18 protein-coding genes are annotated in these 14,824 nt (G+C 66.4%); 9 read left to right on the top strand and 9 right to left on the bottom strand.

The window, feature by feature from the left end; genetic code table 11:
* Window positions 1-102: 102 nt before the first annotated feature.
* Window positions 103-510 (bottom strand): Spy/CpxP family protein refolding chaperone, encoded by a 408-nt coding sequence (locus AC6RV7_RS15505; protein ID WP_500094934.1) that lies wholly within the window; start codon window positions 508-510, stop codon window positions 103-105.
* A gap of 91 nt (window positions 511-601) precedes the next feature.
* Between AC6RV7_RS15505 and AC6RV7_RS15510 the strand changes: the two genes are divergently transcribed.
* The 4 genes from AC6RV7_RS15510 to AC6RV7_RS15525 all read left to right on the top strand — a co-directional run bounded on the left by AC6RV7_RS15510 (window position 602) and on the right by AC6RV7_RS15525 (window position 4,302).
* Window positions 602-1,333, top strand: coding sequence for an ABC transporter ATP-binding protein (locus AC6RV7_RS15510; RefSeq protein ID WP_500095654.1), 732 nt, complete (start codon window positions 602-604; stop codon window positions 1,331-1,333).
* Between the two features lie 6 nt (window positions 1,334-1,339).
* The gene (locus tag AC6RV7_RS15515) at window positions 1,340-3,124 is read left to right on the top strand and encodes a putative ABC exporter domain-containing protein (protein ID WP_500094935.1); all 1,785 of its coding nucleotides are present in this window, start codon (window positions 1,340-1,342) and stop codon (window positions 3,122-3,124) included.
* Window positions 3,121-3,492, top strand: coding sequence for a metallopeptidase family protein (locus AC6RV7_RS15520; RefSeq protein WP_500094936.1), 372 nt, complete (start codon window positions 3,121-3,123; stop codon window positions 3,490-3,492). The genes AC6RV7_RS15515 and AC6RV7_RS15520 overlap by 4 nt, the downstream gene beginning before the upstream one ends.
* Before the next feature lie 132 nt (window positions 3,493-3,624).
* A complete protein-coding gene (locus AC6RV7_RS15525; protein ID WP_500094937.1) occupies window positions 3,625-4,302 on the top strand; it encodes a lipid-binding SYLF domain-containing protein in 678 nt (225 codons plus the stop codon).
* Between the two features lie 58 nt (window positions 4,303-4,360).
* Here the strand turns inward: AC6RV7_RS15525 and AC6RV7_RS15530 are convergent, their stop codons facing one another.
* Together AC6RV7_RS15530 and AC6RV7_RS15535 are read right to left on the bottom strand one after the other, a co-directional pair.
* On the bottom strand, window positions 4,361-4,861 hold the full coding sequence (locus AC6RV7_RS15530) for a CinA family protein (protein ID WP_500094938.1): 501 nt from the start codon (window positions 4,859-4,861) through the stop codon (window positions 4,361-4,363).
* A gap of 24 nt (window positions 4,862-4,885) precedes the next feature.
* On the bottom strand, window positions 4,886-5,644 hold the full coding sequence (locus tag AC6RV7_RS15535) for an exodeoxyribonuclease III (protein ID WP_500094939.1): 759 nt from the start codon (window positions 5,642-5,644) through the stop codon (window positions 4,886-4,888).
* 148 nt (window positions 5,645-5,792) lie between these two features.
* Between AC6RV7_RS15535 and AC6RV7_RS15540 the strand changes: the two genes are divergently transcribed.
* Both AC6RV7_RS15540 and AC6RV7_RS15545 read left to right on the top strand, forming a co-directional pair.
* Entirely contained in the window at window positions 5,793-7,289 is a 1,497-nt protein-coding gene (locus AC6RV7_RS15540) for a PLP-dependent transferase (protein ID WP_500094940.1), read from the top strand.
* 10 nt (window positions 7,290-7,299) lie between these two features.
* Window positions 7,300-7,605 (top strand): DUF167 domain-containing protein, encoded by a 306-nt coding sequence (locus AC6RV7_RS15545; protein ID WP_500094941.1) that lies wholly within the window; start codon window positions 7,300-7,302, stop codon window positions 7,603-7,605.
* A 1-nt stretch (window position 7,606) separates the two neighbouring features.
* Here AC6RV7_RS15545 and AC6RV7_RS15550 read toward each other — a convergent pair whose 3' ends face one another.
* Window positions 7,607-8,929: an MATE family efflux transporter gene (locus AC6RV7_RS15550; RefSeq protein WP_500094942.1), complete on the bottom strand. Its 1,323-nt coding sequence runs from the start codon at window positions 8,927-8,929 to the stop codon at window positions 7,607-7,609.
* 135 nt (window positions 8,930-9,064) lie between these two features.
* On the opposite strand from AC6RV7_RS15550, the gene AC6RV7_RS15555 reads away from it, so the two are divergent.
* Both AC6RV7_RS15555 and AC6RV7_RS15560 read left to right on the top strand, forming a co-directional pair.
* Entirely contained in the window at window positions 9,065-9,988 is a 924-nt protein-coding gene (locus AC6RV7_RS15555; protein WP_500094943.1) for an EamA family transporter, read from the top strand.
* A gap of 5 nt (window positions 9,989-9,993) precedes the next feature.
* Window positions 9,994-10,305, top strand: coding sequence for a hypothetical protein (locus tag AC6RV7_RS15560; RefSeq protein ID WP_500094944.1), 312 nt, complete (start codon window positions 9,994-9,996; stop codon window positions 10,303-10,305).
* Between the two features lie 11 nt (window positions 10,306-10,316).
* Here the strand turns inward: AC6RV7_RS15560 and AC6RV7_RS15565 are convergent, their stop codons facing one another.
* The 5 genes from AC6RV7_RS15565 to AC6RV7_RS15585 all read right to left on the bottom strand — a co-directional run bounded on the left by AC6RV7_RS15565 (window position 10,317) and on the right by AC6RV7_RS15585 (window position 14,306).
* Window positions 10,317-11,210, bottom strand: a complete 894-nt coding sequence (locus tag AC6RV7_RS15565) for a hypothetical protein (protein WP_500094945.1) — start codon at window positions 11,208-11,210, stop codon at window positions 10,317-10,319.
* Window positions 11,211-11,277: 67 nt separating this feature from the next.
* Window positions 11,278-11,700, bottom strand: a complete 423-nt coding sequence (locus AC6RV7_RS15570; protein ID WP_500094946.1) for a YcfL family putative periplasmic lipoprotein — start codon at window positions 11,698-11,700, stop codon at window positions 11,278-11,280.
* Between the two features lie 34 nt (window positions 11,701-11,734).
* Window positions 11,735-12,943 (bottom strand): COG3014 family protein, encoded by a 1,209-nt coding sequence (locus AC6RV7_RS15575; protein ID WP_500094947.1) that lies wholly within the window; start codon window positions 12,941-12,943, stop codon window positions 11,735-11,737.
* 32 nt (window positions 12,944-12,975) lie between these two features.
* The gene (locus AC6RV7_RS15580) at window positions 12,976-13,599 is read right to left on the bottom strand and encodes a penicillin-binding protein activator LpoB (protein ID WP_500094948.1); all 624 of its coding nucleotides are present in this window, start codon (window positions 13,597-13,599) and stop codon (window positions 12,976-12,978) included.
* A gap of 56 nt (window positions 13,600-13,655) precedes the next feature.
* Complete coding sequence (locus tag AC6RV7_RS15585; RefSeq protein WP_500094949.1) at window positions 13,656-14,306, bottom strand: glycine zipper 2TM domain-containing protein; 651 nt, start codon at window positions 14,304-14,306, stop codon at window positions 13,656-13,658.
* A 114-nt stretch (window positions 14,307-14,420) separates the two neighbouring features.
* Here AC6RV7_RS15585 and AC6RV7_RS15590 point away from each other — a divergent pair, with 114 nt between their 5' ends.
* Entirely contained in the window at window positions 14,421-14,783 is a 363-nt protein-coding gene (locus AC6RV7_RS15590) for a flagellar motor protein MotB (RefSeq protein ID WP_500094950.1), read from the top strand.
* Window positions 14,784-14,824: the final 41 nt, after the last annotated feature.

Raw genomic sequence — 14,824 nt, forward strand, 5'->3', positions numbered from 1 at the left:
CGCGGTCCGCTCAACCATGGTCGCTGGCGCGGTAGAAAAAAAAGGCCGCCGCGCGTCCTGTTCGCGCGGCGGCCACTGATGATATCCCCCAACCTGACAAATTTACTTTCGATCGTCGCTTCCGGCGCCCGGACGGCCGGGCCGCTCACGCGGCATCGCGTCGAAGATTTTCTTCTGATCCTCGGTCAGCACGTCGCGAATCTGTGCGTGCGTGGCTTTCATTTCGTCCCGCTGCTTCTGGCGCAGCTCACGGCGGCTTTCCGCGGTCTCCTTGCGATTATTCATCGCCTGCTTCCCGGCATTGTCCCAGATCGCGTTGATCTTGGTTTTTTGCTCCGGGGTGAGATGAAGTTTCTCGTCGAGCTGCTGCATCCGGCGCTCGCGCATTTCCTGCATCCGGGTCTGTCGGGTCGGCGCGCTCGCGTTCGTGTCCGTGGCGGCTCGCATCATCGGCGCGGTGCCCAGCAGGGCGAGGGCGGCGAGGGCTGCAACCTTCAGATAAGTTTTCATGGTAGCTCCCCTCGAGACGCGCGATCGCCGGCCGGGTTACATCGTCCGCGGGAAGCTTGCTGCGATGTGCTTTGCCGACCACCGTCGCGAGATGATCGACGTGTCGGGGCTGACGAAACACTATGGCGCGTTCACCGCCGTGCGGGACCTTTCCTTCGCGGTGCAGCCCGGCCAGGTCCTCGGCCTCGTGGGCCCGAACGGCGCGGGCAAAACCACTACCCTCCGCTGCATCGCGGGCATCATCCCGCCCAGTGCGGGCCGCATCGCCATCGCGGGCCACGACCTCGCCGCGACGCCGGTGGCGGCGAAACGCGCGCTGGCGTTTTTCCCTGACGAGCCCCGCCTGTTCGATTATCTCACGGTCCGTCAGCACCTCGCGTTCGTGGCAAAAATCTACGGCGTCGCCGATCACGAGCGCCTCGCCGGGCCGTTGCTCGAGGAGTTCGAAATCGCCGACAAGGCCGACGAGCTGCCCGGCGCGCTCTCGCGCGGCATGAAGCAGAAACTCGCAATCGCGTGCGGGCTGCTCCACTCGCCGTCGGTTCTGTTTTTCGACGAGCCGCTGACCGGACTGGATCCGCTCGGCATCCGCCGCATGAAGCGTTCGATCGTGAAACGCGCGGCCGATGGCGCCGCGATCGTGCTGAGCTCCCACCTGCTCCACCTGCTCGAGGAGGTCTGCTCGCACGTGTTGATCCTGAAACGCGGCGAAAAACTGGCCGACGGCACGATCCCCGAAATCACGGCGCAGTTCAGCCAGGGCGAACCGGACGTTAACCTGGAAGAGATTTTCATCCGCGCCACCGGCGGTTCGGAAAACTGAACGGCGATGGTTCGCGCCATCCTTTATCTGCGACTGACGTCGCTGAAAAACTTCCTGCTCTCGCGGCTGCGGCGTCTGCGCCAGCCGAAGTATCTGACGGGCGCCATCGTCGGTCTCGCCTACTTCTATTTTTTCTTTTTCCGGCATGTGCAACACCTCGGCGAGCGACCGGGTGTCGCCAGCGTCTCGCCGTTTTTGCCGCCCGACGCCGGCGCTTCGATCGCGGCGGTCGGATCGATCGCGCTCTTCCTCGTTTTCCTGCTGATGTGGGGCGCGCCGTCCACGAAACCGGGACTGAATTTCAGCGAGGCGGAAATTGCGTTCCTCTTTCCCGCGCCGCTCACCCGCCGCGGTCTCGTGCACTACAAGGTGCTGAGCGCGCAGTTCACCGCGCTGCTGCAGTCGCTGCTCTACGCACTCCTCTTCAACTCGCGGCGGCTCTTCAGCGGCGATGCCGGCTTCGTGATCGTCGCATGGTGGGCGCTGCTGGCGATCGTCACCCTGCACTATCAAGGCTCCTCGCTCACCCTGGCGCGGCTGGTCGAGCGCGGAGCCCGACCTGGCCGGCGGCGCGCGGCGATTTTCGCCCTGCTGGCAGGAGTGCTCGTCGCGACCGGCTATTCGTTCTGGCATGGCCTGCAGAAACTTCCCGCCAGCGCCGATCTCGGCGATTACTTCAGCCGCTGGATCCCGGGTGTGGTCAACGAGGGTCCGTTGCGCTGGCTGTTCTGGCCGTTTCGACTGCTCGTGCAGCCCTTTCTGGTTCACGACGCGGCCGCCTTCGCCCTCGCGCTGGCGCCGGTGGCGGGCCTGCTGGTTTTGCATTATTTCTGGGTGGTGCGCATGAACACCGCGTTTGAGGACGCCTCGATTGCCCACGCGCAACGTCAGGCCGACCGTGTCGCCGAGCTGCGTCGCACGGGCGTGCTGCGGCTCGGCGAAGCGCGGCGTCACGCCCGCCGTGCCCCCTTCGATCTCGCTCGCGTGCGCGGCCCCGAGCTGGCGTTTCTCTGGAAAAACCTGCTCTCCACCGCCCGCCCATGGTTCACGTTGCGCAATTGGGGCGCGGTCGCGCTCCTGCTCATCGCCACGGCGGCCGGATTTCACGCGCTCCTGGGCCCGGCCTATTGGAAAGCCGGCGGCGTGCTCGCGGCGGGAGGTGCGCTCGCGGGCGCGATGGCGTTGCTTTACGGCCCGCTGCTGACGCGGCTCGACCTGCGCCACGATCTCGCGAACGCCGACATCCTCAAAACGTATCCACTTCCTGGATGGCGGATCCTGTTGGGCGAGTTGCTCGCGCCGATCGTCGTCCTCACCGGCATCGCCTGGCTGAGTTTGCTGGCGTGGTTTCTCGGTCTGCAAGGACACCAGCCGCCGGCCCTCTCCCCCAAGTGGTTCGGACCCGAAATGCGCATCGTGTTCGGCCTGTGCGCCGCGGTGGTGACGCCGGTCGTGATCGCGATGGAGCTGCTGATCCCGAACGCCGTGCCCCTGCTTTTCCCGAGCTGGTTTCAAACCCTGCGCACGCCGGGCGGCGGCATCGATTTGATGGGCCAGCGATTGATCTTCGGCTTCGGCCAGGTGCTGGTCGTGGTGCTGGCGCTGCTGCCGGCAGCGGCGGCCGCGGCGCTGCTGGTGTTCGTCACCCAATGGCTGATCGGCCCCGCCCTGTCGGTGGTGTTCGCCACGATCGCGGTCGCGTTGGTGCTTCTGGCCGAGCTCTGGTGCGGACTCTGGTGGCTCGGCCGCCGTTTCGAAAAACTCGACCTTTCCTCGGAGCCCCGCCCGTGAATTTCGATCGACTCGTCCACCTCGCCGCCGATGTCGTCGGCGCCACGCAGCGAAAACTCCCGCCGCCGCTTCGCCCGCTCGCGCGCGGCGTGCCCGTGCATTTCGAAAAAATGCCCGACGAGGACGTCCTCGCCGACGGCTTTCCACCCGACATCCTCGGCCTTTTCACCGGCAGTGCGCACGGCCACGAGTTGGACCACACCAACCCCGCGCCGCCGGAAATCATCCTCTACTTGGAGAACCTGTGGGATTTCGCCGAACAGGATCCGGAAATTTTCCGGGAGGAAACGCGGCTCACCTACCTTCACGAACTCGGCCACTATTTCGGCTGGGACGAGGACGACCTCGCCGCCCGCGGGCTCGATTGAGACGCCGTCAACCGCGCGGAACATCGCGCAACCCGCTTTGTCCCGGCACAGCCAGCGCACCTCATACTCCGCGCTTTCCAACTCCGCTTCACCGTGCTTAGTTCGCGTCGGATTATCGTTTCTGCCACGTCCATGAAAAAACTTCTTTCGTTGCTCCTCCTCGCGCTCGTTTCCGCCGCCACGGCGTCCGCGGCCGTCAAACGCGCCGAATGCGTCACCCGCATCGAGACCTGCGAGGCGATCCTGCAGGAATTCATGGCGAATCCCGCGGAGGCCATTCCCGCCGATATCTTGCGACAAGCCAAGGCCATCGTGATCGTCAACCAGTTCAAGGCCGGCTTCCTCTTCGGCATCAAGGACGGCTACGGCGTGATCATGGTGAAGAAGCCCGACGGTCAGTGGAGCATTCCGGTGCTCCTCTCCGCGGGCGAGGCCAGCCTCGGGCTCCAGGCCGGCGCCAAATCGGTCGAAACGGTGATGATCATCACCAACGAGCAAACGCCCAAGCTGCTCTTCAACCAGCGCTTCAACGTCGGCGTCGACGCCAAGGCCGTCGCCGGTCCCAAAGCCGCGGAACGCGAACGCGACAACCATCCGATCATCGACGCACCGGTGCTCGTCTATTCGAAATCGAAGGGGCTTTTCGCCGGCGCCACGGTCAAGGCGGGCTACCTCAGCCGCAACGACGAAGCCAACTTCGTGCTCTATAACACCCGCTATACGCTGCCCGAGCTGCTCTACAGCGACTGGGTGCAACCGCCGCAGGAAGTCGTGCCGTTGATGAACTACGTCCGGCGCCTCTCGCCGTAAGGCGCGCGAGCCTCCCACTTCCCCAGGCCGGCTTTTCGCCGGCCTTTTTTGTGCCCGGTCAGCGCTCGCTCCGGATCGCCCGCAGCACCACGATCAGCTCGGCCAGTGCCGCATCCGCCACGATGGCCTGCGCCTGCACGCGGGACGCGCCGGGACATGCGACGCGTCCCTGCCGCACCTGCCAGCGCCGCGCTCGCGGCTCGCGCCATGCCACGGCCCACCAGGCAAACGGCACGTCGACGCCGACCGCCGGCGCCGGCTCCGCATAGCCGGTCGTGGCCACGCCGACGTCCGCACCGAAGAGCGCGCACGCGCCCCGCGCCATCTGACCGGCAATCTCCGCCGACACGCAATTCACTTCCGCCGCCGCCGCGCGATCGACGCCGAGATGCTTCACCTTCTGCTCCAGCGTGTAGGCCGTGATTCCGCCGAGGAAGAAATTCGACGCACCCGACACCGCCGCGACGCGCGCTTGCACGTTTCCTGCCGTGAGACTCTCCGCGACCGCAAGGGTCAGCGGAGGCGTCCGCAGCATCAGCTCCTTCAGCTCAGCGCTCATCGGGCCTCGCGAATCGTGGCCGGATTACTTGAGCTCGAGGCCGACCGGACAGTGATCGCTGCCCATCACCTCGGGGCTGATCCACGCGCGCTTCAGTCGCGCCCGCAGCTTCTCGCTCGCGACGAAATAATCGACGCGCCACCCGATGTTCCGCGCGCGGCAGTTCATCATCTGGCTCCACCAGGTATAATGGCCGGGTCCTTTCTCGAACTCGCGAAACGTATCCACAAAACCACTCGCGAGGAGCTTCGAGAAATTCTCGCGCTCCTCATCGGTGAAGCCGGCGTTGCGGCGGTTCGTTTTCGGATTGGTCAGGTCGATCTCGGTGTGCGCCACGTTCAAATCGCCGCAGAACACCACCGGCTTTTTCTTCTCGAGCTTCTTCAGAAACGCCAGAAACGCCGGATCCCACGCCTGCGTGCGATACTCGAGCCGCGTCAGTCCACGCTGCGAATTGGGCTGGTAAACATTGACCAGATAAAAGTCGGCAAACTCCATCGTGATCACGCGACCTTCGTCATCGTGATCCGGCAGCCCGATGCCGAACGTCACGCTCAACGGCGGCACGCGCGTGAAGGTCACCGTGCCGGAATAGCCTTTCTTCACCGCCGAATACCAGTGCGGCGTATAGCCCGCGACCCATGCGACATGCTGCACATCACCGGGATGCGCTTTCGTTTCCTGCAGGCAGATCACGTCGGCGTCGACCTTGGCCATGTAATCGAGAAACCCCTTTTTCAGGACGGCGCGCACGCCGTTGACGTTCCAGGAGACGAGCTTCATGCGCGCCGATCAATGCACGGACGCCCGCCGGTGCAAACCGTTTCTCCACGGTTCGACTAGCGCCGAAATCGAGGCCGCCGGTAGCGCCGCTGACGCAGCTTCCGGTTGCAAACCGGAACGTCCGTCGCCGATCTTCGCTCCTCCTTCCATGCCCGCCTTCGTGCCCATTCCGCTCGGTCAACGCATTCCGGCATCCCTTCACGCCGTCTCGTGCAGCCTGCCCACGATGCGCGCCGTGCGCGGCTACGAGGAGAAGGATCCGGAGATCGTCCGCGCGATGACGTCGGGCTACCCGCGCTTCGTCGTGCACCCGTTCCTGCAACAACTCGCGTCGCACGTCGCCCAAACCCGCGGTCTTGACGGCCACACATTGTGGGCCGCGTCTTCCGAGCGCATGGCGCGGCGGCTCGCCGAACATCTGGGCGCCGCCCACGCGACGCTGCTGTCCGACGGCGACATCCATTTCGTGGCGCATCCCGCTGCGACGGAACTGGCCAGCCGCGCCAAGACCTTCCTCCAGCACACGGGCGGCTTTCTCTCCTCGCGCGCCGCCGAAGACCGCCTCGCCCAACACGGTCTCGTCCGCCCGACGCCCGAGCTGCGGTTCGCCGGCGATGCGCTCGCCGAGGTGCGGCGGCATCTCGCGCCGCTGTTCACCGGCGTGCCTACGGATCAACTGTTCCTCACGAACTGCGGCATGAGCGCGGTCGACGCCGCGTTCCGCGCCGTCGCCGAACTGCAGGCTTCCCGTGGCCGGACCATCTGGGTGCAACTCGGCTGGCTGTATCTCGACACGATCGCACTGCTGAAAAAGTTCACCGCCAGTCCGGTGGACTACGTGCACGTCCGCGACGTGTTCGATCTCGCCGCTCTTGAGCGTCTGTTCGCGGAACGTGGCGATCGCATCGCCGGCCTCGTCGCCGAAGCGCCCACCAATCCGCTCGTGCAGATGCCCGATCTCCCGGGGCTCGCGGCACTCGTGCACCGTCATGGTGCGCGCCTCATCCTCGATCCCTCGATCACCTCGTCGCACAACATCGACGTGCTCCCGCATGCGGATGTGGTGGTGTCCAGCCTGACCAAATACGCCGCGAGCGAAGGCGATCTCACCGCCGGTCTCGTGGTCGTGAATCCCGCGGGCAGCGATGCCGCCATCTTGCTCCGTCATCTCTCCGCGAAGATCGAGCCGCTCTACGCCCGCGACCTCGCACGACTCGCCGCCCAGATCGGCACCGCTCCGCAGGTGCTCGCACGCATCAACGCCAACGTCCGACACGTCGTCGACTTCCTCCGCAGTCATCCGAACGTGAAGGAGATCCACTGGGCGCTCGCGCCGGCCTCCCGCGCCAATTACCTGCGCGTCGCCCGCACGCCCGAGAGCGTGGGCTGCATGATCACCTTCACGCTGCACCTTCCGCTCGAACGCTTCTACGACCGCGTCCGCCTGCCGAAAGGCCCGAGCTTCGGCATGAAAACGAGCCTGCTGTGCCCGTTCATGTATCTCGCGCATTACGACCTCGTGACCACGCCGACCGGACGCGCCGAGCTTCAAGCCAGCGGCCTCGATCCGGATCTGCTCCGCCTCGCGGTCGGTGCCGAGCCGATCGAGGACATCCTCGCCGCGCTGGCCGAGGCGCTGGCGTAGTGCTATTTCCATGACACGCCCGCGTTCGCAACCTTCACGCGCATCGGACCCGGCGCCCGGTTGCACGATCGCCGTGAAGGCGATCCCCAACGCCCCGCGCCACGAGATCGTCGGCTGGCTGGGCGATGCCCTGAAGGTCAAGGTCCACGCGCCCCCGGTCGAGGGCCGCGCCAACGAAGCGCTGTGCGAGTTTCTCGCCGACACCTTCGGCCTCCCGCGACGGGCCGTTACCGTCGTTCGCGGCGACACCTCGCGCCAGAAATACGTTCGGCTCGAGGGCGTCAGCCTCGAGCAAGTGAAGGCGCACGTGGGCTGACTCAGCGCGTCAGCCGCCGGAAGCGCAGCGCCAGGAAAAACGCGGCAAACGCGAGCCCGGTCGCCAGCCCCGCCCACACGCCGACCGCGCCGAGCTCGCGCACGAAGCCGAGCCAGAAGCCCAGGCCGATGGCGAAAATCCAGTAGGCGACGAAGGTGATCGCCACCGGCACTTTGACGTCTTTCAGCCCGCGCAGCAGCGCCGCGCCGATCACCTGCCCGCCATCGAAGAACTGGAACAGCCCGGCGACCACGAGCAGTTGCGCCGCCAGCGTCACCACCGCCGCATCCGGCACGAACCAACCGGCGATGCGGTTTCCTCCCAGCAGAAAGCCGGACATGCACACCGCCGCGATCACACCGCCCGAACCGAGCGCCGCGTATCCGATCGGCCGCAGCCGCTCGCGCTCGCCTGCTCCCGCCGCCGCGCTGATCTGCATGCCGGCGGCCATCGAGAGACCGAGCAGAAACATGAAGGTCGTCGCCGCACAGGTGATCGCGATCTGGTGCGCCGCGAGCGGCACGGCGCCCAGCCAGCCCATCATCACGGCCGCCGCGGCAAACGCGCCGCTCTCGAACAGCAGCATCCCCGCCGCCGGCAGCCCCAGCCGCAACATCTCGCGCAAACGCTGCCCCGACAGCGGCGCCAACCAGCGCGACGGCAACGCGGCGCGCAGCCGCGGATCGTTCCAAACCCACGCGAAGATGACCGCCGCAGCCAGCACGCGCGCGATCAGCGTCGCCACGCCGGCTCCGGTCAGTCCCATCGCCGGCGCGCCCCAATGCCCGTAGATAAAGATCCAGTTCAAGCCGGCGTTGAGCGCGACGCCGCCGAGCATCACCGCCATCGGCATCCACGGTCGACCGAGCGCCTCAGCGAATTGTCGGAGCGCGAGATAAACCAGCACCGGCGTGATCGAGCCCGCGATCAACAGAAAATACGGTATCACGATCGCGAGCACCTCGGGCGGCTGGCCGAAGCGATGTAGTTGAGTGGCCATGACGCCCAACCCCATCGTCTCGAGCGCGCCAAACGCCAGCGCGAGTGCGAGGCCATGTCGCAGGTATTCGCCGCATTCGTTTTCCTCGCCGGCACCGCGGGCATGCGCGACGAAGACCGCCACCGGGGTCATCAAGCCGATGCCGAGCACGTAGAACACCCCGAACACGCTCCCGCCGAACGACGACGCCGCGAGCGGCACCGCGCCGGTGCGCCCGATCATGACGCTGTCGGTGATGCCGATCAGCATCTGGCTGAGCTGCCCGATCACAATCGGCAGGGCGAGCGTGAGCATCGGCCGGACTTCGCGAAGGGTGCGTTGCATGAGGAGACGAGGCTCCATGGCATCGCGAGGCGTCCCGGATGAAAACGCAACCTCTCCGCCCAAGCGGAACAATGCCGGGAAATTTCGCCGCGCCACTGTGGACCGACCCCAGGCGTTCACCTACAAACACGCCGGATGACCGCCTTCGCTCTGACTCTCGTGCTCGCCGCGGCGGCGCTGCACGCCGTCTGGAATTACTGCGCCAAGCGCGCGGGCGGCGGCCTGCCGTTTGTCTGGATCGTGGGCGTCGTGATCTGCGCCGGCTACCTTCCGGTGCTCACCGTTTATGTTCTTTGGCAGGCACCGACGCTGCCTCCGGGCTCGGTGGCATGGATCCTCGGCAGCGGTCTGCTCAAGACCAGCTACTCGCTCTTCCTGCAACGCGGCTACCGCACGGGCGACTTTTCGCTGATCTACCCGCTCGCCCGCGGCACGGGACCGCTGCTCTCCACCTTCGCCGCGATCGTGCTGCTCGGCGAGCGCCCGAGTGGCCTCGCCTTTGCGGGCGGGCTGACAATCGTCGCCGGCATCTTCCATCTGACCGGTGGCACCGGGAAACTGGGCGCGCTGTTCGCCCGCAGGCCGCGCCCCGGCGACGTTTCGTCCACGTCGCAGCCCGCCTCGTTTCAGACGCGGCTGTTCTCCTCGGTCAACTACGGGATCGCTTCGGGCGTTTTCATCGCGGCCTACACCGTTTGGGACCGCCACGGTGTCGCCACGTTGCGGATACCGCCGGTGCTTTACGACGGCGGCACGGCGTTTACGCAGCTCGCCTTGTTGACTCCGTTCGCCCTTCGCCGCCGTGCGGAAGTGGCGCGCGAATGGCGCGAGCACAAGCGTTGGATTTTCGGCGTCGCCCTGCTCTCGCCGCTCGCCTACATCCTGATCCTGACCGCCATGACCTTCACTCCTGTCAGCTATATCGCGCCGGCCCGGGAGATCAGCATCGTGATCGGCGCGTTCCTCGGCGCGCGACTCCTCAACGAGGGACAATCGCGGCGCCGCCTGCTCGCCGCCGGTGCCATCGCGATCGGCGTCATCGCGCTCGCCCTCGGCTGATTCTCATGAAGCGCCCGCTCATCCTTTTATTCCTCATTGTCGGGGCGGTCGTGCTCGCCGGGTGGTGGTTCAATCGCCACCGTGCGCCGCAGTTCACTCCACGACCGCTTTCTCCGGCGGAGATCGCGCTGCGCGATCGCGCCACGATCGATTTTTCCTCCGGCAAACCCGTCGTCATCGATGACGCCGGCGAAAAAGCGCTGATCGATGCAGCCGCGAAAGAAATCGAAGCCGCGGCGAGAAACATCCAATTCGCGCCGCTGGTGCCACCGAAGCCGGAACTCGCGCCCGAAGTCCGCGCGAAACCCGGCAGCTAAGCGAATCGCCGTTACGGCGCTGCCGCCGGCTCGGCGTGGCCCGTGAGCATGTCTTCCATGAGGACAAACGCGGTCGCCTCGGTGATGTCAGGCGTGCCGAATTGACGGGCAACGTTGCGCGCCTGTCCGCCGCCGCCCAGCACGTCGCTCGACGCTGCCTGGCCGACGATGGCCGAGTCGCTCAACCGAATCGCCGTGGCCTGGATGTCCGGGACCTCGATCGTGCGATCGCCGGAGAGTTCACGCACGGTGAGACTCCGGCTCGAAATGAGCACCTCGATCGCGTAATCCGCGACCTGTTTCAATGCCTCGCGCTGGCGCACCGCCTCCCGACCGGCCAATCGCTGGGCGGCTTGGTCGGCGAGCAGACTCGCCGCGATCTTCGGATCGGCCAACCGCGCGCCCGCGTGGCGAAACACCCGGCCGAACAAGCGCTCGATCTCGCGCACCGTCTGCTGATCCGCGAGGTTCGGAGCGGACGCGTCCGTGGCCGCATAAGTGTTTTCGCCCGTCGTGTTCACGGTCGAGGTCGCACCCGCGCCCGACTCGTTCGTGGTGGTGGTCTCGTTGAACTTTTCCGTGCGCCCGGTCAGGCGCAGACCGCCGGTTTCAACCAGCGCGCGATTCACGTAAACCACGATCCGAGGCGCAGCCTCCTTCGCATACGTGGCGCGAAACCGCGCGCTCAAGTCGCGCGCCTCTTCCAAAGAAATGAGCGCCGACTGCGTGGACCCGTAGACGCGCTGATTCTCCCCTTCCGGCGGCGTGAGCAGCGATTTGTCGTGCTGATTCGGCGGCGGCGAATCGACCGGGACCGGAGCATGCGGATCGCGGCCCGGCTGGGCGGCGAGACTCGACGCCAGGGCGCCGACGAGGGAAACCAAAACAAGAGCGCGGACGTTCATGGCGGGAGCGAGGACGTCGTCGGCCGGGAAGCGTCACGCGAAGCAACGGCGCGGGCGCGCCGCGCGTTCAACGCGCCTGGCGGACGCGAATGGTATAGCGTTTGGCGAGTTGATTTGCGGCCGTGAAACGCACGGCTTGCGTGGAATACTCCGCCAGCACGAGCGTCTGGAACGGCGTTTCGTCGCCCGTGCTGAAACCCTGCGCGTCCTTGAAGACGCAGTTGATCTGGACCTGCAGCCGGCGGTTTTCGCGATTCTTCACGTTGGCCACCACCTCGAGCCGGCCGTCGGGCAGCACGCGCTCCTGCAAGCCGGTGCAGGTGATCGAATACTGCGTGGGTTTGTCGAGCAGCACGAACTTTTCCGTGTTCTCCACCGTGTATTTGGTGCTGTCTTGCGGAAGGTAGGGGCCGGGCTCGGTGGCGCAGCCGGCGAGCAGCAGCAGCGCGGCGCAGGCGGCGATCACGGAGGAGCGGTGCGTCAAGTTCATGGTCGGTTGGCTTGGGAAGGGGTGAGACTGCGGGTCAGCGCTTTAGTTCACTGAGAAAAACCACGGTATCTCGCGCTCCATCATCGACAACAATCGTCAGCATTTGCGTCAACGCCGGGATCCGGGCTCCCGTCGCGTCGAAAAACTCCAGCGTGGCGGGATGAGCGCCGGGCGGCAGACGCAACGCGGCGAAACTCAGCCGTTGCGGCAGGTTGTTCCAGGACCTCGTGTCGGCTTCCGGCGTGGTCGCCGCCGAGGCGAGCTTGCTGATCAAGGCGACCGCGCCGAGCGCGAGCGCCGTGTTCTGCGACCCTTCGCTGCGGGAACCGTCGGGCCGATACGCGCGGTTTGCCGCGATCACGGAGCCGACGATCGCCGCGTCGCCGACGCCGCTGGTCGTGCTCTTGAACACGGCCTTGTTGCCGAGGATGTAGTCCATCACGCGCCCGCCGCGCGTCGTCGCCTGAAAATTGAGATCGTCGTAAGCCGGCAGCGCGATCGTGCGGCCGTCGACGCTCAGCGCCGCGGAATGCGCGGGGGAATTCCACACGCTGAAGCGGAGCTGTTCACCGTATTCGCCACCGGCATACTTCGTCGGGCCGCGGCCGAATTCCGCGAACACCAGCACGTTCGACTGGGCGTCGTAGCGCGGCAGCGTCTGGCCCTTCGCGTTGGCGACGGCGCGACGATAGGCATCGGCTCCATCGCCGCCGAGTTTCTCGGTCGCAAACCCGTCGAGATAATCGAGCAGCACGTAATCGCTGCGATAGCCGACGCCCGCGTCGCTGTCGATGAACTGCGCCGTGCGAAAACACGCCCGGGCATTGTCCGGCTCGCCGTCGCGCCAATACAGCAGGCCGCGATAATAATAGGCCATCACGCGCTCGTAGGGCTCGCCGATGAACACCTTCGAACTCTCGGGCGAGAACAGCCCCCGGGCCTTCGCTGCATCGGTGGAGTCTGTAATGATTCCTCCGATACTCAGGATCGCGTCGTCGAGTTTCGCGCGGGCCTCGGCGAAGTTCCCCAGCCGCAGCGCCGTCGCCGCGAGGCGATACTCCCACAGCACGCGATCCTGCGGCCGGGCCGCCGCGATCTGCGCGTTGCCGTCGACAATCGGATCGCCGGTGTAACGGATATCGGGCATCCGCGACGCGGTGTAGCAGCCGGCGAGCGGCCCCAGCGCAAGCGCGGCGAGAACGGCCGGCAGGCGGCGTCGCGCATGGAGCAGACCCGGAGTCATGGCCGCATCGCTCCGGTTTCGGGCGGACGCGTTCAACGATACGCCGCGTCTTCGAGGCCCTGCTTCTTGATCTCGGCAGAGTCCTCCCAGACAATCTCGCTCGTGCGCGCATCGATCAGCTGAAAGCTGTAGAGCACGTAATCGCTCGTGCCCGCGCTGGTGCGCGTCGTCAGCCCCGCGAGTTTCCCGGTCAGGAAATAATCGGCACCGCGAAACTCGGTGACATTCGGATCGGCGCTCGCCGTCACCTGGCCGCTTTGCTTCAGGTCGCGCTCGCGCTCGAGCGCGGCCATCCGATCCCGCGCGAGAAAGCGCACGCGCCCGGCGGCCTGTTTGTTCAACTCGATCCGGATGCGGTCGGTGAAGATGTCCTTGTTGATCGGGAATCGCGTGTCGTTGAGCACGGGATCGATGACCACGCGCGGGGCGATCTGCGCCCGCGCGATTTCAGGGATGCCGAGGATGCTGCGCGCCATCCGATCGGTCACGGTCACGAGATCCTGGGATTCGACACCGGTGCCGGCGACGAACCCGCGTTCGTCGGGGTTCATCTCGGTGACGGGCACGCCCGATGGATTCTTCACGCCTTGCGAGGCACAACCGGCGAAACCCGCGCCCAGCGCGAGCGCGACAAGAATGCGAGGAAACGTAGTCATTTGAATAGGACGCGCGTTGACCCCGCCGTCGCGGGTGCGGTGCCGCGAAATCTGCTTCACCGCCCGAACAGCCGGTTCGCGTCCGCCATCGAAGACGACCGGCGCGACGGTTCGGTGACAGCTGGCGTGGAGGGCACCGACACCGGTGGAGCGGGCGTCGGGGTGACAACGGACGACGTGGTTTCGGCGGAAACGGCGGCGACCGACTCCGCGGCGCGGGCTTCCGCCCGACGGTCGGCGATCGCGCCGAGCACATAACCGCCGAGTGCGCCGTAAGCTGCACCGCGCCACGCGTTGTGACCCAGGTCGCCGCTGTTGTTGCCGATCACCGCGCCCGCCAGCGCGCCCCAGAGCAGCCCGTTGGTCGCGTAGTTCGCGCGCGCGGGATAGGCGGACGAAACGTAAACGTCGTCGTAAACGCCGAAGCTGTAGCCGGGATAGCCATAACGATACGAAATCACCGTCCCCGAACGATAGGGCCAACCGTAGCGATACGGCGCGCGCCACGCCGGCCTCCATGCGCCATAGCGATGCCCGCGCCAGACCTGCGGCGTCGAGTGAAACGCCAAGCGTCCGGACGCAGGGGAATGCGCCCAGCGATGCGAGTGGGAAAAATTCCGCGTCGGCCGATCGTGAACGCCGGCGAACGCCGGCAGCACCACCGTCGCGAAGACGATCAGCAGCCGCGGCCATTTCAACGTAAGCATGGTTCGGGAGACAGGAGGGTCTCCGCGAAGTTTCACCCGCGTGCCCAAGTGGCGCTCAGCCGGCCAGATCGGCCTTGCCGGCTTTTTCGCCAAAACCTAGCCTGTCGCCCGCAAATGAAAACGTCCTCTGTCTTCGTCGTGACCGGCGTCGTGTTGATTGCTTCGTTCGCAAGCGGCTGCGCCACCCAGCCGGCGGAAACCCGGATCACCAATCCGAAGTCGCCCGGTCCGGCCGTGGGCCACGCCGTCGGATCCGCGGTGGGCGCGGTGGCCGGCGGTGTCGCCGGCGCGGTGGTCGGCGGCGCGGAAGGCGCGACGGCCGCGGCGAAGGCGCCGTTCAAGAACGAACGCCGCACGATCCGCACCTGGCGCACGGAAACGACGGCCGACGGCCGCACCATCCAGGTGCCGGTCGAGACCGAGGTCGACGAATACGGCCGGCCGATCGGCCCGGCGACGACGCCCGCGACGAAGTAAGTCGCGCGGCGGCCCGGGGCAGCGGCAGCGCCGCCCCCTTT

Source organism: Opitutus sp. sgz309028 (assembly GCF_059821195.1).